This is a genomic window from Sorangium sp. So ce296 (genome assembly GCF_051529605.1).
Taxonomy (GTDB): Bacteria; Myxococcota_A; Polyangia; order Polyangiales; family Polyangiaceae; genus Sorangium; species Sorangium cellulosum_D.
Genome location: NZ_CP150325.1, coordinates 8,826,377 through 8,845,536 on the forward strand (window position 1 = coordinate 8,826,377; position 19,160 = coordinate 8,845,536).

The 19,160-nt window shown below is 73.1% G+C and carries 18 protein-coding genes; 6 read left to right on the top strand and 12 right to left on the bottom strand.

The features are described 5' to 3' along the window. Positions 1–3: 3 nt before the first annotated feature. Positions 4–2,040 carry an ABC transporter ATP-binding protein gene (locus WME98_RS32650; protein ID WP_437945596.1) on the bottom strand — a complete coding sequence of 679 codons (2,037 nt, stop codon included), beginning with the start codon at positions 2,038–2,040 and terminating at the stop codon, positions 4–6. A gap of 260 nt (positions 2,041–2,300) precedes the next feature. Further along, positions 2,301–2,876 carry an NAD(P)H-dependent oxidoreductase gene (locus tag WME98_RS32655; protein ID WP_437945597.1) on the bottom strand — a complete coding sequence of 192 codons (576 nt, stop codon included), beginning with the start codon at positions 2,874–2,876 and terminating at the stop codon, positions 2,301–2,303. Positions 2,877–3,055: 179 nt separating this feature from the next. Here WME98_RS32655 and WME98_RS32660 point away from each other — a divergent pair, with 179 nt between their 5' ends. Then, positions 3,056–3,550, top strand: coding sequence for a response regulator (locus WME98_RS32660; RefSeq protein ID WP_437945598.1), 495 nt, complete (start codon positions 3,056–3,058; stop codon positions 3,548–3,550). Between the two features lie 10 nt (positions 3,551–3,560). Here the strand turns inward: WME98_RS32660 and WME98_RS32665 are convergent, their stop codons facing one another. Genes WME98_RS32665 through WME98_RS32675 form a run of 3 tightly spaced genes read right to left on the bottom strand, consistent with a single transcriptional unit; the run spans position 3,561 to position 6,799 of the window. After that, positions 3,561–5,321 (bottom strand): hypothetical protein, encoded by a 1,761-nt coding sequence (locus WME98_RS32665; protein WP_437945599.1) that lies wholly within the window; start codon positions 5,319–5,321, stop codon positions 3,561–3,563. Then, positions 5,318–5,914 carry a hypothetical protein gene (locus tag WME98_RS32670; RefSeq protein ID WP_437945601.1) on the bottom strand — a complete coding sequence of 199 codons (597 nt, stop codon included), beginning with the start codon at positions 5,912–5,914 and terminating at the stop codon, positions 5,318–5,320. The genes WME98_RS32665 and WME98_RS32670 overlap by 4 nt, the downstream gene beginning before the upstream one ends. A gap of 57 nt (positions 5,915–5,971) precedes the next feature. After that, entirely contained in the window at positions 5,972–6,799 is an 828-nt protein-coding gene (locus WME98_RS32675; protein WP_437945602.1) for a caspase family protein, read from the bottom strand. Positions 6,800–7,028: 229 nt separating this feature from the next. Between WME98_RS32675 and WME98_RS32680 the strand changes: the two genes are divergently transcribed. Both WME98_RS32680 and WME98_RS32685 read left to right on the top strand, forming a co-directional pair. Beyond that, positions 7,029–8,447, top strand: coding sequence for a multicopper oxidase family protein (locus tag WME98_RS32680; protein WP_437945603.1), 1,419 nt, complete (start codon positions 7,029–7,031; stop codon positions 8,445–8,447). A 75-nt stretch (positions 8,448–8,522) separates the two neighbouring features. Beyond that, complete coding sequence (locus WME98_RS32685) at positions 8,523–9,002, top strand: N-acetyltransferase family protein (RefSeq protein WP_437945604.1); 480 nt, start codon at positions 8,523–8,525, stop codon at positions 9,000–9,002. A gap of 125 nt (positions 9,003–9,127) precedes the next feature. On the opposite strand, the gene WME98_RS32690 is transcribed toward WME98_RS32685, so the two are convergent. The 4 genes from WME98_RS32690 to WME98_RS32705 all read right to left on the bottom strand — a co-directional run bounded on the left by WME98_RS32690 (position 9,128) and on the right by WME98_RS32705 (position 12,947). Further along, a complete protein-coding gene (locus WME98_RS32690; protein WP_437945605.1) occupies positions 9,128–10,549 on the bottom strand; it encodes an MATE family efflux transporter in 1,422 nt (473 codons plus the stop codon). Positions 10,550–10,760: 211 nt separating this feature from the next. Next, on the bottom strand, positions 10,761–11,480 hold the full coding sequence (locus WME98_RS32695; RefSeq protein ID WP_437945606.1) for a CPBP family intramembrane glutamic endopeptidase: 720 nt from the start codon (positions 11,478–11,480) through the stop codon (positions 10,761–10,763). Between the two features lie 28 nt (positions 11,481–11,508). After that, the gene (locus tag WME98_RS32700; protein WP_437954047.1) at positions 11,509–11,907 is read right to left on the bottom strand and encodes a VOC family protein; all 399 of its coding nucleotides are present in this window, start codon (positions 11,905–11,907) and stop codon (positions 11,509–11,511) included. A gap of 95 nt (positions 11,908–12,002) precedes the next feature. Continuing rightward, positions 12,003–12,947, bottom strand: coding sequence for a LysR family transcriptional regulator (locus WME98_RS32705; protein WP_437945607.1), 945 nt, complete (start codon positions 12,945–12,947; stop codon positions 12,003–12,005). Between the two features lie 49 nt (positions 12,948–12,996). Between WME98_RS32705 and WME98_RS32710 the strand changes: the two genes are divergently transcribed. Next, positions 12,997–13,578, top strand: a complete 582-nt coding sequence (locus tag WME98_RS32710; RefSeq protein WP_437945608.1) for an arsinothricin resistance N-acetyltransferase ArsN1 family B — start codon at positions 12,997–12,999, stop codon at positions 13,576–13,578. 131 nt (positions 13,579–13,709) lie between these two features. On the opposite strand, the gene WME98_RS32715 is transcribed toward WME98_RS32710, so the two are convergent. The 3 genes from WME98_RS32715 to WME98_RS32725 form a co-directional block, all read right to left on the bottom strand. Beyond that, entirely contained in the window at positions 13,710–14,621 is a 912-nt protein-coding gene (locus tag WME98_RS32715; RefSeq protein ID WP_437945609.1) for an SDR family oxidoreductase, read from the bottom strand. A gap of 80 nt (positions 14,622–14,701) precedes the next feature. After that, positions 14,702–15,652 carry an AraC family transcriptional regulator gene (locus WME98_RS32720; RefSeq protein WP_437945610.1) on the bottom strand — a complete coding sequence of 317 codons (951 nt, stop codon included), beginning with the start codon at positions 15,650–15,652 and terminating at the stop codon, positions 14,702–14,704. A gap of 61 nt (positions 15,653–15,713) precedes the next feature. Beyond that, complete coding sequence (locus tag WME98_RS32725; protein WP_437945611.1) at positions 15,714–16,652, bottom strand: serine/threonine-protein kinase; 939 nt, start codon at positions 16,650–16,652, stop codon at positions 15,714–15,716. Between the two features lie 36 nt (positions 16,653–16,688). On the opposite strand from WME98_RS32725, the gene WME98_RS32730 reads away from it, so the two are divergent. Both WME98_RS32730 and WME98_RS32735 read left to right on the top strand, forming a co-directional pair. Further along, positions 16,689–17,708, top strand: coding sequence for a lipoyl protein ligase domain-containing protein (locus WME98_RS32730; RefSeq protein WP_437945612.1), 1,020 nt, complete (start codon positions 16,689–16,691; stop codon positions 17,706–17,708). Further along, complete coding sequence (locus WME98_RS32735; RefSeq protein ID WP_437945614.1) at positions 17,705–19,087, top strand: DUF2403 domain-containing lipoprotein; 1,383 nt, start codon at positions 17,705–17,707, stop codon at positions 19,085–19,087. Before WME98_RS32730 ends, WME98_RS32735 begins: the two co-directional genes overlap by 4 nt. Positions 19,088–19,160 lie beyond the last annotated feature (73 nt).

Here is a 19,160-nt window from a genome sequence, read left to right on the forward strand (position 1 = left end):
GCCTCAGCCCATCAGCCCATCGGCCCACAGGCCGTCGTCGCCGCGGAGCGCGTCGGGCGACGGCGCCGGGAGGGCGCGGCGCGGCCCGCTCTTCGGACCGCCGGCGTGGCCGGTGTGCAGGTGCTGCCACCGCGCCATCGTGGTGTAGACGCCGTCCCGGCGCAGGAGCTCCGCGTGCGCGCCGCGCTCGACGATGCGGCCGCGCTCGAGCACGAAGATCTGATCGCAGTCGACGACCGTGCTGAGGCGGTGGCTCATCAGGATGATCGTCCGCTGGCCCTTCAGCGCGCGGAGCGCTTCGCCGATGGTCCGCTCGTGCTCGGCGTCGAGCCCGTCGGTCGGCTCGTCGATCACGAGGATGGGGGCGTCCGTCAGCAGCGCGCGCGCGATGGCGATGCGCTGCCGCTGGCCGGCCGACAGGTTGAGCCCGCCGTCGGCGATCTGCGTCCCGTAGCCGTCCGGCAGCGCCTCGATGAAGCCCGCCGCGCCCGCCATCTCGGCCGCCCTCCGGATGTCGCCGTCGGTCGCGAAGGGGCGGCCGTAGGCGATGTTCTCCGCGATCGTGGCCGGCAGGAGGATGCTGTCCTGGAGGACCAGCGCGATGTGCCGGCGCAGGTCGGCCACGCGGATCGCGCGCGTGTCGATGCCGTCGAGCCTCAGCGCGCCGCGCGTCGGGTTGTGGAAGCGCGGCAGCAGGCTGAGCAGCGTGGTCTTGCCGGAGCCGACCGAGCCCACGAACGCGACCATCTGCCCCGGCCGGATCGTCGCGTCGACCCCGCGCAGCACCGGGTGGCCCGTGCGGTACTCGAACCCGACCCCGTCGAGCGAGAGCGCGCGCGGCTCGGTCGGCAGCGCCGCCGCGTCGTGCGCGTCGACCACCGCCTGATCGCGGTCCAGCACCTCGAAGACGCGCTGGGCGCCCGCGACGCCGCCCTGCACCGCGGCGCCGGCGCCGGTCAGCTTGCAGAGCGGATCGTAGAGCATGCCGAGGTAGCCGAGGAACGCCGTGAGCGCGCCCAGCGTCATGGCGGAGTCGCCCGCGCCGCTGCGCGCCTCGACGACGAGGTAGCCGCCGTAGCCGAGCACCAGCGCGCCGCCGAGCCCGAGGATCGAGCCCACGGTGAGCATGTGGCCGAGCTCGTCGTGGTGCAGCCTGAGCCACGCCTTCACGCTGTTGCGCAGCGTCGCGTGGAAGCGCGCCTCCTCGTCCGCCTCGCGGCCGAACGCCTGGACGAGGCCGATCGAGGCCATCGAGCGCTGCACGGACGTCGTGAGCTCGCTCTCGACCTCCTTCGCCTCGGTGCACCGCTTGTGCAGCGCGCGCCCGAACCGCTGGTTCGTGAGCAGGAGCGGCGGCACGACCGCGAGCGCGAGCAGCGTGAGCGGCAGGCTGCGCGAGGCCATGATGCAGATCATCACCGCGAGCGTCAGCGCGCTCCCCATCACCGCGACGGCCACGTTGAGGATCCCGTGGAACCCGGCGGCGTCTTGATTGAGCCGGTAGAGGGCGTCCCCCTGCGGCTGCGCCCGGTGATAGCCGATGTGGAGCGCCTGGAGCTTCCTGTACACGTCGCAGCGCACGCGCGTGAGCCCGCCGTAGCCGATGCGGAAGTTGAGCAGGGCGCGGCCCATGCCCACGAACTCCTGCGCCACGCGGAGGACGAGCGTCATCGCCGCGAGCCCGAGGACGCGGCCGAGCAGGCTGTCCGGGAGCGGCGCGAGCAGGAGGCGGTGGACGAGGTCCTCGTTGCGCGGCCCGCTCGAGATGAGATCCACGATCACGGCGACGGGCCACACCTGGAGGAGGCTGATCGCGATGGAGACGCAGACCAGGAGGGAGAGCGCGCCGATGCGCGCCCACTCCGCCGTGAAATAGGCGCCCACGCGGAGGAAGAACCGGAGCCGAGCCCCGCCGGCCGCCGCGCGGCTCGGCGCGGCGCGCCGCTCGGCGGCCATCGCCGGGGAGCGCCTCGACGACACGATCCTGCCTCCGCGCCGCGGCGAAGGGTGATAGTCCTTGCGGTGAGCTTGTGCGCTCATGGTTCGCTGAGCTCTCTCCTGTCTACGGCTGAGGTGGCCGCCGGCGGCCCGCGCGTCGGGCCCCGCCTGACGGACCATCGGTTCCGACCGGTAGCGAGGTATCGGCGCAGATGTAACAGCCCCTCGCGGCCGCGCTCACTGCAATGTGCAGGAGAGGAGCAGAGCTCCTGCTGATTTGCTGCGCGGTTGTCCGGGACTCCAGGGCTCGCCGCGGCGGCGCGGTCACGGCACAGGCCGGCGGCGCGGCCGTCGCGCCGCGCTCACCTGCGCGTCTGTTGTCCTGTCAGCGCGAGGCGGCGGCCGAGCGCGCGCGCGAGCGTGAGATCGAGCTCGCCCGAGCTCGCCCGGGGCGGGCCGCCGCGCCGGGCGGCGGTGTCCGGCGGATCCATCGCGGCGCGGGCGGGGGGCTGGACAAGGACTCCATGGCTGAGGAGGGAGACGATCATCGCCTGGAGGGCGGCGCGCTGCGCCCCCGCGATCGGCGAGGGCGAGCAGAACACGGACGCCACCTTGCCGGCGAGATCGCCCGAGAGCTGCCTCGCTCCGTCGAGGAAGCGGCGGAGCTCGGCGCTCATCGTGCCGTAGCGCGCAGGCGAGCCGAGGGCGATGCCGTCGGCCCAGAGGAGGTCGTCGCGGCGGGCCACCGGGACGCAGGCGAGGTGTTCCCGCAGGGCACGGATCCGCTCACTCGTCCTCCAGCGCTCCTGCGGCGCCGCGAGATCGGCGATCTGCCGGAGCCGCACGGTCGCTCCGGCCTGCTCGGCGCCCTCGGCGACCGCGGCGGCGAGCGCGGCCGTATCGCCATAAAGGGAATAGAAGATCACGGCCACGTTCATGGGGCCGCATGGATGCAGCGCCCGTACCGCGGTCTCGCGCCGTCGCGCGCCGCGCCGCTCCTGACGAGCTCGCTGCGCGCAGGGGCCTGAGCGGTTCGTCGCGGGCGATCCTTCCGCGCGCCGTGCGCCGCGGCGCGATTCAAATTGCGCGCTGTGGGGGAAAGCTTTATGGGGCCTCCATGGTCGCGAACGGACCGCGCTCGGGCGATAAGGACGATGCCCCGCGCGATCCGGAGCGGGGCGACGACGGCGGGGCCGCGGGCGATCCGTCCGCCGCCCCGCGTGCTCCTGGGCGCGGCGCCGCGGAGGGCGGCCCTGCGCGATCGCGGGCGATCCTCGTCATCGAGGACGACCAGGGCGTCAGCGACGCGCTCGTGGGTGTCCTGTCGGACGAGGGCTACCAGGTGATGACGGCCAGGAACGGCGCCGAGGCGCTGGCCAGGCTCCGCGACGCGCCGGCGCCGGCGCTCATCGTCCTCGACCTGATGATGCCGATGATGGACGGGTATGCCTTCCGCGCGGAGCAGCTGCGCATTCCGGCGATCGCCGACGTCCCGGTGGTCGTGCTCACGGCGGGGGCAGCGCCGCGCGCGGCCGAGCTCGGGCCCGTCGACATCCTGAAGAAGCCCGTGAACCTCGCCGCGCTGCTCGACGCGGTGAGGCGCTACGTCTGACGCAGCGAGCTCAGCGCGTGAGCGCGCTCGCGAAGCTGGTGGTGGCGGTCGTCGCGGTGTTCACGATGTCGAGGGTCAGCGTGACACCGAAGTAAAAACGAGGAGCGTATCGGCGCACGGGCGAGATGAACTCTCCGACCGGCAGGATCATGCCCTCCGCGTGGCCCGCGGGGAGGTACTCCTGCTGGACGAAGGCCAGGCCGGCGTTGAAGCTGAGGCCCGCCACGGGCTCGATCACGCCGCCGAGGAAGATGCGATCGAACGGCTCGCCGAGGTCGAGGTCCACGCCGGCCTGCACCCCGAGCAGGTCGCCCAGCGTCGCCGCCAGCCGCATGTCCTGGAACGATGAGATGACGCCGCGGCGCCGGCCTCCGGGAAAGACGTTGAGCACGATCGAGGGATTGACGCTCCAGTCCTCCTGGACCGAGAGACGGCGCTCGCCGCCGGCGCCGGGGACCGTGGTCTGGACGACGCGCCGCGACCCGTCGATCACGAGCGGGAAGAGGGCGCCGAACTCGAGGTAGTACTGCCCGTGATCGATGGGCACGGCGTACGACTCGTCGATCGCGCTCTCGGGTCCGTCGCCCGCGAGCTCGTAGCGGATCTTCAGCGACGTCAACGACGTGTCCTCGGGGACCTCCGCGGTCTGCTCCGCGAGGAGCTCGAGCTTCGGGGGGGTCGCGGGAGCCCGGGCGCCCTTCTCCGGGGCGTCGAAGCGGCGGTCCGACGAGCGGATGAAGCTCACCGAGAGCTTGAGCGCGTCCTTGAGCGCCGCCTCGCCGAACACGCGCACGATCAGCTTGTCTCCAGGGGACAGAGAGCCGACGAGCGAGTAGACGTCAGGCGTTAGACCTTCACAGAGCGGCTCGCCCGATCTGGCGTCGATGCAGAAGGCGCCGGGGGCCTTGCACGAGCTCGCGCAAATCTGCTGGATTTCCTGGCGCTCCGCCTGCAAAGCGCCGGCGGCGGCGACCAGCGTGCTCACGGCGCGCAGCGATTCATAGGCCTTCAATGCCTTCGTCGCGTCCGTCAGGTTCGGATCGTTGGCTTGCTTCTTCAGCGAATCGACGATCGCCGCGACGTCGATCTCGTCGAGCCGATCGTGAATCTCCTCGGCCCGGCCCGCGACGGCCGAGATGTCATCGCTCAACTTCGCCGCGAGCCGTTTGCCCGCCGCCACGGCGGACTTGAGGTCGTCCTCGGCCTTGGTGGCCTCGCTGAACAGCTGGTTGACGCAAGCGCTCGCCTTGGCAGGATCGCTGCAGTCCTGTATCGGAGCCGCGAGGCCGCCGGGGGGGGCAGCCGGCGGCGCCGGGGGCTTCGAGAGCTCCTGGTCTGCCTGGTTCCTCGCGTTGACGTAATCGCAGTGATCGTCGATGGCTTTGACCGCCGCCGCCCTCTTCTCGGCCTCCGTGCCTGCGGCGTTGGACGCGGTCTGGCGGCTCGCGAGGAACGCGCCGCTCTTGGTCTTTGCGTCATTCACCGCGGTTGCCACGCTGGCGCTGGGGGCGGCGGGGACGCGTCTCTGGAGAGCGTCTATCTCGTTTTTGACCTCCGCGTCGAGGTTGAACAACAGGCCGCTCAGCTTCCCAACGCACGTCTTGTCATCGTCGCCGCTGCATATTTGTTTGGGGTCCCTGCATGTGCCGTTTGCACGGACGGCGCTTGTCGTGAGGAGGATCGCGCAGATGGCCGCCGCGATGCGCGCGATCCGCACCCACAGCGCATCATGATTTGACGTGAGGAGCGTGCGCTCCCGCCTCTCATTCACGATTCATCTCCTCCTGTGCCGCCGCCGGTGCCGCCGCCCTCGCCGCCCGTGCCGCCGCCGCCCGCGCCGCCGCCGCCGGTGCCGCCGCCGCCGCCTGCGCCGCCGGTGCCGCCGGTGCCGCCGTCCCCGCCCGTACCCCCCGCGCCTCCCCCGCCGTCTCCGGAGGGGTTCTGCTGCACGTTCGTCACCGGCAGGAGCCGGCTCGCGAGCAGCGGCCCCGAGCAGGCCGGGGCGCCGTCGCCGCGGCCGGGCCCGAGGAGATCGACGTACAGCTCGCACTCGACATCGTCCGGTAGCACGAGGAAGAACAGCGGCTCCCCGGGCGGGGGCGCGGGGATGCACGATGGCTGTCGCGCAGCTCTGCCGGGCGCGCCCGTCGACAGATCGAGCTCCCCCGCGATCGTCTTCAGGCGCAGGTAGGCGCCCCCTCGCTGCTGGACGAGCACGCTGGTCCCCAGCGCCGGCGAATCCGGCTGCTTCGCGGCCGGCGCGACGATGAGATACCTCTCCACCTCCGGGTCCTCGGGGCACCCTGACGAAGAGAGCGCGGCGAGCATGATGAGCCCGAGCGGCCACCTGTGTTGGTTCGTCATGATTGTTCGTCTCCTGGCGATTCGCTCGCGTGAGAGCGCGAGAATGCCCTGCTCCGCTCATCGCCCGAAGAGCGGAGCCTCCTCGCGCCCGCGCGGCGCCACGAGGACCGCATCCTGGGCGTACCCGGCGCGGTTCATGGCGCGCGTCGCGCTGTCGACGATCCGCGCCAGCGAGGCCGTCAGCCCTCCGGGTTGCTCGAGCTCCCGGACGAGGTGATAGGTGAGCGCCCCGTGGACCCGGCCGCCCAGAGGGCCTTCGTACGCGCGCTGCCCCTCGGTGCAGGCGCCGATGAAGACGACGGGGAGCTCGCTCATCGCCCTGCGCATCCGGCGCTCCGCGCGCCTCCGATCGTTCCCCCGCGCGCTCCGGGGCTCGGGGGCCGCGCCGGCGCTCCAGCCGCGAGCGGTCCTGTTGTCGGCCGCCGGCCGTCCTCCCCGCGCCGACGCCGGGGGCATCCCGCCAGCGTGGCAGGAGTCGCAGGTCCACACGACCTGGGCGCCCCTGGGCAGGGTGGAGAACAGCGCGGTGAGCTCGTCGTCGCGGATCGCCGTGGCGTTCGTCCTGTCGAAGCCGAGCGCGCAGAGCACCTCGTCGAGCCGATCGAGCTCTCCGGCGTCTTCCGACGTGTCGAGCTGGTCGCCGTGGCCGCTGAAGTGGAAGAGGAGCTGATCCTGCGGCTCGGCGCCGCGCACGAGCCACTGGAGCCTCTCCAGAATGTCCGACTTGGTACCTGCCATCTGCACGGCGGAGACGATCTCCGTGTCGACGCTGAAACCACACCGGTCTCTGAGGAACTCGCCCATCAACGCGACGTCGTTCACCGGACCGGCGAGCGGATTGCCTGCGTAGTCATTGATGCCAACGAGCACGGCGCGCTTCTTCATTCGGTGCTCCATTCTATCGTGCCGCGTGAAACCAATGAGAGGCCGACAGCGTAATATCGCGCCCTACCTTGGCGCCTGTCCAGGGAAAAGCGCGAGCGTGGTCGAGCGGCACAGGCGCGCCGCGGTCCCTGGGAGCGCGGCGTCCCCGGGGCTGCGTGGGCGGCGCCGCCGGCCGCACGAGAACGCGCGGGTCTTCCGCCGCTCGCGTGGTAAAGTCGGCCTCCGCAACATGCCGTACCAGCGCCGTCTCTTCCTTTTTCTGAGCCCTTTGCTCGCCGCCGCCGCCGGGTGCGCGGCCGATCGGCCGTCTCAGCCCGAGGGGTGGGACAGCGCGGTGGCGCTGCGGCCGGCGCTCGATCGCGACGCCAGGCCGGATGTCGTCGAGGTCGATCTGACCGCGCGCGTCGAGGAGGTCGAGATCGTGCCCGGCAAGCGGACGCCCACCTGGACGTATGACGGCGGACTGCCAGGCCCGCTGATCCGCGCCAGGGTGGGTGATCGCGTGATCGTGAATTTCCGCAACGAGCTCCCGGCGCCCACGACGATTCACTGGCACGGCATACGCTTGCTGGCGGCGATGGACGGCGCGCCCGGGCACAGCCAGCCCGAGACGCCGCCGGGCGGCGGCTTCACCTACGACTTCGTCGTCCCCGACGCGGGGCTCTACTGGTACCACCCGCACGTCGACTCCGCCGTCCAGGCGGGCAATGGCCTCTACGGCCCGCTGCTCGTCGAGGACCCGAGCGAGCCTGCGGGGCTCGGCGACGCGCTCGTCCTCGTGCTCAGCGACATCAGCCTGCGCGACGACGGCACGCTCGAGGACCCGCAGGTGGGCGGCAACCTCGGCACGCTGTTCGGGCGCGAGGGCGACCTGCTCCTCGTGAACGGGCGGGTGAACCCGGTGATCGAGGCGCGCGCCGGGCTCAGGCAGCGGTGGCGCATCGTCAATGCGGCGAAGTCCCGTTATTACCAGCTCATGATCGCGGATCACCGGTTCACCCGGATCGGCGGCGACGGCGGGCTCCTCGAGCGCCCCGTCGTGACGGACAGGATCCTGCTCACCCCCGGCGAGCGCGCCGACGTCCTGATCGTGCCGCGCGGCGCGCCGGGCTCGACGCTCCCGGTGCGCTGGGTGCCTTACGACCGCGGCTATGGCGCCACGTTCGGGAGGCCCGAGGTCGAGGCGTTCCGCCTCCGCCTCGCGGACGAGCCCGCGGCCGAGGACGCGCCGCTCCCCGAGGTGGGGAGGGACATCCCGGCGCTCGACACGGCGGCGGCGACGCGCGTCGATCTGAAGCTCACGCAGCAGGAGAGCCCGGGCGGCGTGGAGATGGGCATCAACGGCGTGCCCTCCTGGAAGGCGGAGCCGCTCGTGGCAGCGGTGGGCGAGACCTCGGTGTGGACCGTGGAGAACACGATGGATTTCGACCACCCGTTCCACCTGCACGGCTTCTTCTTCCAGGTGCTCGGCGCGGACGGGAAGCCGGTGCGGCCGATGGAGTGGAAGGACACGGTGAACGTGCCTGTCGACGGGGCGGCGCGCTTCGCGGTCCGCTACGACAACCGGCCGGGAATGTGGATGTTCCATTGCCATATCCTCGACCACGCCGAGGCCGGCATGATGGGGATGCTGCACGTCATCCAGTGACGGCGCCGGGGCCGATCGGCGCCTCCGTCCGGGGCGACGTGGGCCTCCGGCGCCATCTGGTGGTAACCTGGCGCCATGCCTGATCTACCCATCTCTCTACGGCCGCTCGAGATCGCGGAGCTCGAGGCCGTCGTCGAGCTCGTGGCCTCCTCGTACGCGGAGCAGCGCGCGAGCGCCGTGGACGCGCGGACGGAGGACGAGCAGCGCAACGCGCGCTCCCAGATCGAGGCGTTCCTGCCGCAGGGGCTCGCGACCCCCGACCACCACATCTATTCGGTGCTGGAGGGCAGCGCCGTGGTCGGCCACCTCTGGATCGGCATGACCAGCGCGGACGGGTTTCGCAGCGCGTTCCTCTACGACATCCACCTGCGCGAGGACGCGCGCGGCCGGGGGATCGGGCGCCGGGTCATGGCCCTCGCCGAGGAGGTCGCCCTCGGCCTGGGCGCGCGGGACATCGAGCTGCACGTCTTCGCGCAGAACGCTCCGGCGCGGGGGCTCTACGAGTCGCTCGGCTACCGGCTCACGAGCCTCAGCATGAGAAAGCGCCTCGGCTGACGTCCGCGTGGCGCCGCCCGAGCGCGCGATTGGGGATATGCAGGACGAGACCAGCGCGCGCATCGATGGCATCGATCGAGGTGGCGGGCATACCGCTCCAGAGGGTGAGCGGCAGGCGGCTCCCCTCAGGCGACCCGCGCCGCGCCGGCGGCGCCGACCCCGGCGCGGACGATCTTGCCCCCCGTGAGGCGCAGGAGCCGGACGACGAGCAGCACCGAGTTCGTCACGAGCCCTGCCGTGAGCCCCCACCAGAGCCCTTGTGCGCCGAGGCTCAGCGCGAAGCCGAACAGGAGCGTGAGCGGGAAGCCGACCAGCCAGTGAGAGGCGATGTTGGCGAAGAACGGGAACCGCACGTCCCCCGCGCCGCGCAGCGCCCCGGCCGCGACCACCTGGACGCCGTCGAAGAGCTGGAACAGCGCGGCCACAGAGAGCAGCTGGACGCCGATGTTCAGCACCTCGGCGTCCGACGTGAACAGGCCGATGAGCCGGCGCGGGGCCAGGGCGAACAGGAGGGCGCCGCACGTCATGACGGACGTGCCGAGGGCGAGCCCGAGCAGCGCGGATCGCCGCGGAGGGGCGCCGGCGCCGATGGCGTGGCCGACGCGCACCGACGTTGCGCCCGCGACGCCGAGCGCGCCCATGAAGGTGAAGCTCGCGAGCCCGAGGGCGATCTGGTGCGCCGAGACGGTGGGGGCGCCGAGGCGCCCCACGATCATCCCGAGGACCGCGAAGGCGCCGCTGCCGACGAGCAGGTGCAGCCCGATGGGCACGCCGAGGCGGAAGACCGCCCCGGTCGCGACGCGCTCGCGCGGAGGCGCGGGCCGTCGCCCTCCGCGCGGCGCGGCGGCGCCGGCCCGCGCGGCGCGGAGGACGACGGCGGCGAGGACGAGGCTGCCGGCGCTCGTCGCGAGCCCGGCGCCCAGGGCGCCGAGGCGCGGCAGCCCGACCGGCGGGAGGCGCAGCCACGCGAGCATGTCGTCGCCGCGCACGAGCAGCCCGCAGAGCGCCGCGTTGACGACGTTGGCGGCGATGGAGGCGACCAGCGCGGGCCGCGTCTCGCCGTGGGCCTGGAGGAACGTCCGGTACGCGAGGTGCGCGAGGAACGGGAAGAACCCGGGAGCGTGGCCGAGCAGGTACGCGCGCACGCCCGGGATGAGCGCGGCCTCGACGCCGATCGGCTCGAGCAGCAGCGTCGCGGCGAACGAGAGCGCGACGCTCGGCAGCGAGAGGAGCGCGCAGGCGCGGAGCGTCGACCGCAGCGCCGCCCGCGCCTGCGCGGGCTGGCCGGCGCCGATCGCCTGGGACGCGAGCGGCTCGAGGGCGAACGCGACGCCCATCCCGAACGAGGTCGCCGCGAACATGATAGAGCGAGCGACGCCGATGGCCGCGAGATCCTGGACCGAGGCGCGGCCGATGATCGCCGTGTCGACAAGGCCCATGGACACGAGGCCGAGCTGAGCGAGGGTGATCGGCAGCGCGAGTCGGGCCAGCGTACGCAGCTCGGCGCCCGCGTCGGCGCCGGAGGGCGCGAGCGAAGTACGGCTCATGCGAGCTCCATGAGGGGCCGCCGATTATCCCCGTGGCCGCGCTGCGTCAACGCGGCCAGGGGAGCCGAGCGCGGCGGGTCACCCAGCGAGAGGCTCGGCCGGCGATCGCCCAGGAAGATCGCTGTCCTCGGAGCGCGCCGCGCGACATGTCACGGTGTCAGCGTGACAACCCCGCTCCCTTCACGACGAGGACGGGCCGCGGGGCGCCGCTTCAAGCGAGCCGCAGCGCGAGCATCCCGATCAGGTTGATGCCCGCGTGCGCCACGACGCACGGCCAGACGTTGTCCCGTCGCACCGCGAGCGCCCCGAGCGCCAGGCCGATGGCGAAGGTCTGCACGACGCCGAGCGTGGCTTGATAGAAGTGGCCGATCGCGAACAGGGCGGACGTCAGCACGACGGCGGCGGCGGCGGCGGCGGGGTCGTGGGGGTTTGGGGACAGGGCGGCGCGCAGGCGCGAGATGAAGAAGCCGCGGAAGACCAGCTCTTCGTACGTGCCGGTGAACAGCGCGAGCGGGAGGATGAGCGCCGGCGGAAGCTCGGAGAAGCCGCTGAGCGCGGCGGTCTTCTGAGCGGCGAGCTGCTCCGGGGAGACGCCCGCTGTCAGCCCATAGACGACCGTCCCCGCGCCGGCGAGCAGGTAGCTGGCGATCAACCCGAGCAGGCCCCAGCCGAGGACGGCGGCCGGCGCCTCGCGCCGGAAGCCGAGCGTGGTCCAGCGCTCCCGGAACACGGCGAGCATGACGGCGATGCTGCCGAGCAAGATGCCGCCGCCGGCGGTGACGCCCTGGGCGATGTCGCGCGGTGAGAGGCTCCGCGCGGCGGGGCGCGTCGCCTCGCCGAGCGCGAGGAGGGTCAGCAGGACGGCGGCGACGACGAGGGCTTGCAGCGCTGCCCTGGCGCGGCGCGTGTCGGGGCGGGCGGGGCCGGACATGGCGGGAGCCAGGCGAGCCCGTCGCGGGCTACGGCGCCGCTGAGCCGCGCTCCATGAAGAGCGCCTCCATGTTGTTGCCGTCCGGGTCGAGCACGAACGCCGCGTGGTAGCCGGGCGGATACCCTTCCGCGGTATCGCGCAGCCCAGGCGGGCCGTTGTCGGTGCCGCCCGACCTCAACGCCGCCGCATGAAAGGCATCGACCTCCGCGCGGCTGCGCGCCGCGAAAGCCGTATGGTTCCGCGTGCTGTGGGGGTGAAACCGATCGATCCAGAAGGCCGGATAGTCGACGCCGTAACCCATGGCATCGGCGCCGGTGTCTTCCGGCAGCTGCATGACCCGACGGTAACCGAGCGCGCCGAGCGCGGCGTCGTAGAGCGCTGCCGAACGGGCGACATCGGAGACGCCGATTCCGGTGTGGTGGATGATCATGAGGGTACGACTTCGTGCTTAGCGCCACGCGACGTACCTCGTCAATCCTCGGGCCGCCACGAACGGGGAGCGCACGGGGGCCGCGCGGCCGCTCACCCGCGCAGGATGCCGAGCGCCCGGGCCTGCTCACGCAGGGCAGCGATCACGGCGGCGGTCGGCGGCGCCGGCGGCGCGGGCCGGCGGCCGCGCACGAGCGCCATGGTGCGCGTGAGCGGCGCGAGATCGTGCACGGGCACGGCGACCAGCCTTCGCTCGGCGAGGTCGTCGGCGATGTACGTGGTCGGGAAGAAGCCGACGGCGGCGCCGCGCAGGACGAGATACCGCGCGGTCTCCATCGGCACATCCATCGACACCGCGGCGCGCTCCGCCAGCCGGGTGACCTCGGGGTGATGCGTGCGCCACCAGCGCAGGCGCAGGAACGGGCGCCCGAGGCGCGCGACATCGTCGCGATCGACGCGGCGGCGGCGGGCGAGCGGGTGATCCGGCGCGACGGCGAGCACGATCGGCTCGCGCAGGAGGAACAGGCGGGTCAGGTCGGCAGCGCCGGTGTCGAGGCACGGCCACACGACGACGCCGAGCTCGACGAGGCCGTCGAACAGCATAGCGAGCACCCCCTCGTGGTCGGCCGAGCGCACCAGCCACTCGAGCGACGGGTGCGCGGCGGCCACGGTCGCGAGCGCGGGGCCGACCAGCCCGGCGGCCACGGAGCCGAGCGAGGCGAGCGTGACGCGGCCGCGCTGTCCGGTGCGCGAGAGCCGCGCGGCCTCGAGGCCCTCGGCGAGCACCTCGGTGGCGCGGCGCGCGAACGGGACGAAGCCCTCGCCGAGCGGCGTGAGGGCGACGCGCCGGCCGCGGGTGAACAGCGCGCCGCCGACCTCGGCCTCGAGCGCGCCGATGCGCGCGCTCACCGCCGGCTGGCCGATGCCCAGCGTCCGCGCGGCGCGGGTGAAGCTGCCCTCGCGCACGACGCGCAGGAAGGCCGTCAGCTGGGCGACGTCCACGGAGGCGCTTTCATCGAGGATGTCGATGCGAACCATTGCTTCGATTGCATTGAAGCATGGTAGCGCGGCCGTTAGGTTCACCGCCATGGACACCGTACGAATGGCTCACGCCGGCGACGCCGCGGCGATCGCGGCGATCTACGCCCCGAGCGTCTCGGGGCCGATCTCGTTCGAGCTGGTGGCGCCGACCGTGGACGAGATGGCGGCGCGCATCGCGGGCGTGCTCGCCCACGCGCCGTGGCTGGTCCTCGAGCGCGACGGCGCGGTGGTCGGCTACGCCTATGGGGCGCGCCACCGCGAGCGAGCGGCATACCGGTGGTCGGTCGACACCAGCGTGTACATCGACGCCGCGCACCACCGCACCGGCGTCGGCCGCGCGCTCTACCGCGCGCTGCTGGAGCTCCTGCGCCTGCAGGGCTTCTACGTCGCCCACGCGGGCGTCACGCTGCCGAACCCGGCCAGCGTCGGCCTCCACGAGGCGCTCGGCTTCGAGCCGGTCGGCGTCTACCGCGACGTCGGCTGGAAGCAGGGCGCGTGGCGCGACGTCGGCTGGTGGCGGCTCGCCCTGCGCGCGCCCGACGGCGCGCCCGCGCCGCCGCGGACGCCGGCGGAGATGGCAGGGCACCCGGCGTGGACGGCGATCCTCGCGCCCGGAGCCGTGGAGTGAGGTCGTGCCGTTCGCGGCGCACAGGGCGGCCGCCTTGCGTATGCCTCAGAGATGATCCGCGAGAAACTGGAGCGTGCGGCCCAGCGCCGGCGGCGCCGCGATCCGATAGGCATGGCGGGAGCGGATAGCGCTCAGCGCGCTGGCCCTCGTCCGTTGTCGATCCAGCTGGAGAGCTCCTTCCGCGGCTCCGCTTCGAGCTCGAGCAGCTCCCTCAACCTCGACGCGAAGGACACGGGCGGCCGCCCGAGGACCGCCCCCAGGAGCGGATTGACGCTGGACGCCTCGCCTGCCTCCAGCGCCGGATACGTCGACGCCCAGAACCTCGCGACATCTCCGTTCGCGCTGTTCCGCCGCACGAACTCGTCCTGGCTCACCCGCGAGAAGCGTATCTCGCGGCCGAGGATGGACGAGATGAGCGCGGTCGTCTGCTCCAGCGTGTACGCCTTTGGCCCGACGAGGGCGATCGTCTCATTCTCGTATCCGCCGCCCGCGACGATCCTCGCCGTCGCCTCTCCGAGGTCGTCCCTCGCGGCCCAGGCGACCCCACCGTCGCCCGGCACGACGACCTCGTCGTGTCCGGCGCCGAAGAAGCCGAGAAAGACGGGGAAGCTCTCCATGTACACGCCTTCTCGGAGGATCGTGTAGGTGATCCCGCGCGATCTCAGGTACGCCTCCGTGTCGAGGTGCGCCCTCATCACGGCTGCCTTGCTCTCTCGCCCGAAGGCGAGAGAGGTGTAGTAGACATGCCTCACCCCCGCCGTCACCGCTGCGTCGATCGCGTTCTTGTGCGACGTGACGCGCAGGTCGTCGGAGAAGGACGGATGAGAGACGATCAGCAGCTTGTCTCCACCTCGAAACGCGTCTTCCAGGGATCTGGGGTCGGTATAGTCTCCCGACCTCACCAGCACTCCCGCCTTCTCGAGCTCTGCGCGAGCCAGGCGGTTGTGCAACGAGACGATGATCTCGGAGGGGGGGACCAGCGTGAGGATGTGCTTGAGGACGGACGAGCCGAGGTGCCCCGTGGCGCCGGTGAGGATGATCATGGCGGGAGTCTATGGTCGCGCCCGGGGGTGGGGCAGGGCGAGAGCTGCGCTTCTCTTGCCCGATCCTGCGATCCGGCGCGCTACGGCTTCCGGAGGCGCTCGGCGTAGTCGCCCGGCGCGGCGCCGAAGCGGCGCTTGAAGTCGCGGGTGAAGTGCGAGGCGCTCTCGTACCCGGCGCGCTGCGCCGCTTCGCTCGCGCGCAGGCCAGAGAGCAGGAGGGCGCGCGCGTGCTGGAGGCGCAGCTGCTTCAGGTAGCGCATCGGAGAGACGTGGGCGACGGCGCGGAATCGATGCGCGAAATGCGACGGGCTCATGGCGACGTGCCGCGCCACCTCCTCCACGGACAGCGGCCGCTCGACGTTCGCGCGCAGGAAGCGCATCGCCGCGTGGATCTTGTCCGCGTCGCGGTCGCGCCCCACAGCGCCTCGAACCATCGCGGCGGCCTCCGAGCGGAGCAGGCGAAAGACGAGCTCCTCGAACGCCAGGGGGGCGACGATCCGGCGCTCCACCGGGTCGCGGATCGCGCGGAGCAGCCGGACGACGGCGTCCTCGATCGGCGTGTCGAGGTCCGAGACGACGGCGGGAGCCGACTCGGCCCCAGGCTCGGCGCTCGCGTCGGCCAGCGCGAGCAGCATCCTGGCGATCGCGTCCGGCGGGATCTCGAGGCTCATGGCGAGGTACGGAGAGGCGCTGTCGACCTCCGTTATCGCTTCTTCGAACGCCGCGTCCCTCGCCACGACCGCATAGCGCGATGCATCGTACTCGAGCTCGACCTCGTCGAACCGCGCGGTCGTCCTGCCTTGACCGACCACGGTGAGCGCCGGACCGAGGGCATGAAGGATCCGACAGGTCGTCGGGCGCGACACACGGACGAACTTCAGGCCGTGAAACGCCGCGTCCGTGCATCCCTCGGCCTCCGCTTGGCTGGCGATGAGCGCCGCGCGTTCGCCGGCGGGCGCCGCGCGATGGAACCCTGCGGCCTGCGGGCCGCTGGGCCCGTGCCGGAGCCGAGCGTTGGATCTTCGCAGCATGCTGCCAGCGTACACCGCGCCGCGCAGCTCACCAGCGCGTCACCAGCGCGTCACCAGCGCGCTACGCCCGCCCCCTCGCCGCCGCCGTCGCATACGGCGGCTCGCGCCCGCCGCGCACCGCGGCGAGGTCGCCCCGCATCGTCCGCGCGTCGGGGTACCGCTCCTGCTTGAGGAAGGCGAGGGCGCGGTCCACCACGGCGCACAGGCCCGGCGGCGCCGTGGGGGCGTGCTGCGCCAGCGGCGGCGCCTTCTCGGTGGCGACGGCGATGAGCAGGCGCGCCTCGTCCAGGTTGCCGTGGATCGTGCGCCCCGCGAGCAGGCGGAACATCGTCGCGCCAAGGCCGAACAGGTCCGTCCGGCCGTCGATCTCGCGGATGAGGCCCAGCGCCTGCTCGGGCGCCATGTAATCGTCGGTGCCGATCGACACGCCGGTGCTCGTCTTCGTCATCTCGGGCACGCCGGCGACGTCCTCGAGCAGCGGATCGAGCACGCGCGCGAGGCCGAAATCGAGCACCCGCACGCGCCCGTCGTTGCCGATGTGCAGGTTCTCGGGCTTGAGATCGCGGTGAACGATGCCGTGCTCGTGCGCCACGATCAGCACGTCGAGGACCCGCTCGGCGAGCGCGATCACCTGGCCGACGGGGAGCGTCCCGTGCCGGACCATGCGGTCGAACACGGTCTCTCCCTCGAGCATCTCCATGGCCATGTAGACCACGCCGTCGTCGGTGGCCCCGGACTCCAGCACCTGGGGGAGCCCCTCGCAGAGCGGCGCCACGGCGGCCAGCGCGTTCCCGATCGGCCCCTCGCGCAGGAACCGCTTGCGCACCTCGTCGATGCTGGCGAGCTCGGCGTGCAGGACCTTGACCGCCGCCACGCAGCCGTCGGCGCGGCGGCCGAAGAAGACGCTCGCCATGCCGCCGACCCCAAGGACGCGCTCCACCGCCCACGGGCCGATCCGCGTGCCGACGCGCTGCTCTGCCAGCTCCTCTTCGGTCAACATGGAGCGATGGTAACACCGGCGCCGCCCCGCGGGGCCATGCGCTCCCTCCCGCCTGCCCATCGCCCCCTCGCCGGCGCGCTCGCGCTCGGCCCGGCGCTGCTCGCGCGCGCCCGCGCCGCGCCGGAGGCGCCGTGGCTCGCCGCGAGCCTCGTCGACGGCCCCGCCGTGGTGCTCGGGGCGCTGCAGCGCGCCGCGCGCGTGGTCGACCTCGCGGCCTGCGCGGCGCGCGGCGTGCCGGTCGTGCGGCGCGCCACGACCGGCACCGCCGCCTTCCTCGGCGGGCGCGGCGTCGTGTGGACCCTGGCGTTGCCGCACGTGGCCGCGCTCGCGCCCGACGCCACGGCCCGGACGCTCCTCAACCGCAACGTGCGCGGCTTCCTCAAGGGCTTCGCCCGCGCCGGCGCGCCCGCGCACTACGGCGGGCGCGAGTGGATCGCGCTGCAGCGCCGCCCCGCCGCGCTGCTCGGCGTCGAGGCCGCGCGGGACGGCGCGGTCCTCATCGAGGTCTTCGCCGGCCACGACGCGCCGCTCGCGGTCCCCGCGGAGCTCGCGGCGCCCGACGAGCGCGCCGTCGACCGCTGGCTGGGCAAGGCGCCGGCGGCGCTGGCCGAGGTCCTCCCGGCGCGGAGCTCGCTCGAGGCGCTCGCGCAGGCCGTGGTCGACGCGGTCGCGCTCGGCGCGGGGCTCCCGCGGGTCGACGGCGGCGAGGCGCCGGAGCTCGGCGAGGGGCCCTTCCAGCCCATCGCCGCGCCCGACGACCCGGCGCCGCCGGGCGCCGGCGCCGCCGTGGTCGCGCGCGTGCCCATCGGCTGGATCGAGGCCGCGGCGCTCGGCGAGGCGCCGGCGCGCGCATGGCTCGGCGGCGACGTCCTCACGGGGCGCTGGCTCCTGGAGGAGCTCGGCCGCGGCGAGGCCGCCGCGCCCCTGGACGCCGGGACCGCGCCGCTCGAGGGGGCGAGCCTCTCCGACCTGCGCGCGCTCGCGCAGCGCGCGCTCTCGGCGGGAGCAGCTGTTCGCGATGATCGAGGACCTGGGGGGCACGGAGGCAGCGCATGAAGAGGCGAGTCGAACGGGATCTCTTCGGGACGGCGGCCGCGCTCGGGCTCGCCATGGCGGCGGCCGGTTGCGGAGGCGGAGGCGGGACGCCGGGCGGGAGCGGCGGCGCTCACGGCGAGAACGGCGGCACCGGCGGCGCCGCGGGGACCGGCGGCGCCGCGGGGACCGGCGGCGCCGCGGGGACCGGAGCCGCCGGCGCCGGGAGCGGGGGAGCGCCGGGCGGAGATCCCTATCCGACGGAGAATGTCGGGCCGGTGACCCGCGGAGGAACGATGACGTTCCAGAACATCGGCGCGCCCGGCTACTGGGGTCGCCGCATCGAGGCGGAGCCGGGCGACCCGCGCTGCGACGTCGAATCGACGACGCTCAACTTCTCCTGGGGCGACGAGTTCTGCTGCCGTACGCGCCACGAGGTCACGAGCGCGTCGCTCTCGCCCTTCAACGAGCAGATGACCCTCATCTTGCGAGGGCCGCTCCGCGTAAAGCAGCTCGCCATCTATCAGCCCGGAGGCGCCGGCGATCGCTGGGTGCGTCGCTCATTCTGGGATCGCCGCGCGCCGCAGGCGCTCGCGGACCTCAAGCTCACCGGGCCGGACGGCGCGGGCGCGTTCACCGGCGATCTGGGCAATGCATGCCACTGGTATGCGATGCGCGACGCGCCTTTCCCCTGCGGGCCGGGCAGCGATCCGTACTGCCCCTCTGGCGGGCCCGACGTGAACTACCACGGCTGGGAGGGCTCGAAGCTCGTGGTGCTGCTCGCGTCGATGCCCTACGCGGACGACCCGGCGCTCGCGCAGCTCAGCTGCGCCGACGGCCCGAGCGACGGCTGGACCGACGCGCCGTGGGTCGGGTTCTCGGCATCGGAGCTGATGCGCGACGGCTGGGGCAAGTATCACCCTTGCCATTGCTATGCGAACACCGACCCCGGGGTGGGGGACGGCTGCGGGGAGATCAACGTCTTCGAGACGGTGTCGGAGGCCGAAGGGCTCGAGTACGGCAACCGGGATATCCTCAGCACCGGGCTCCGCTCGTACCAGGTCGGCCACCTGGGCGGGAACGTCTGCGGCAAGCAGCGCTGCGACGTCGCGTCGTTCCCCGACACCGCAGATCTGCTGGACGCGTGCGGACAGGCCGCGCTCGACGCCGGCGCCGTCCTCGACGCCGGCGACCCGGGCGGAGGCTGCCCGGTGTGGCGGCGTCCCCTCGACGACCGGTTCTTCTTCATCCTGCTCGACGAGGCGAAGCGCACCGTCCAGGTGGGCATCGTGCACCCCACGGCGATCCCGGCGAGCGCCGCGGAGATCTTCCCCGGCTTGCCGGAAGCGGTGAGTCAGGCATCGATGGATCGGCTCGCCGCGCTGCGCCTCCCCGAGCGCTGAGGCCCGCGCAGGCGCCCGGGCGCAGGCCGGCGGGGGATGTCGCCAATCCCCCGCCGATCCGCGCCGGCCCGGG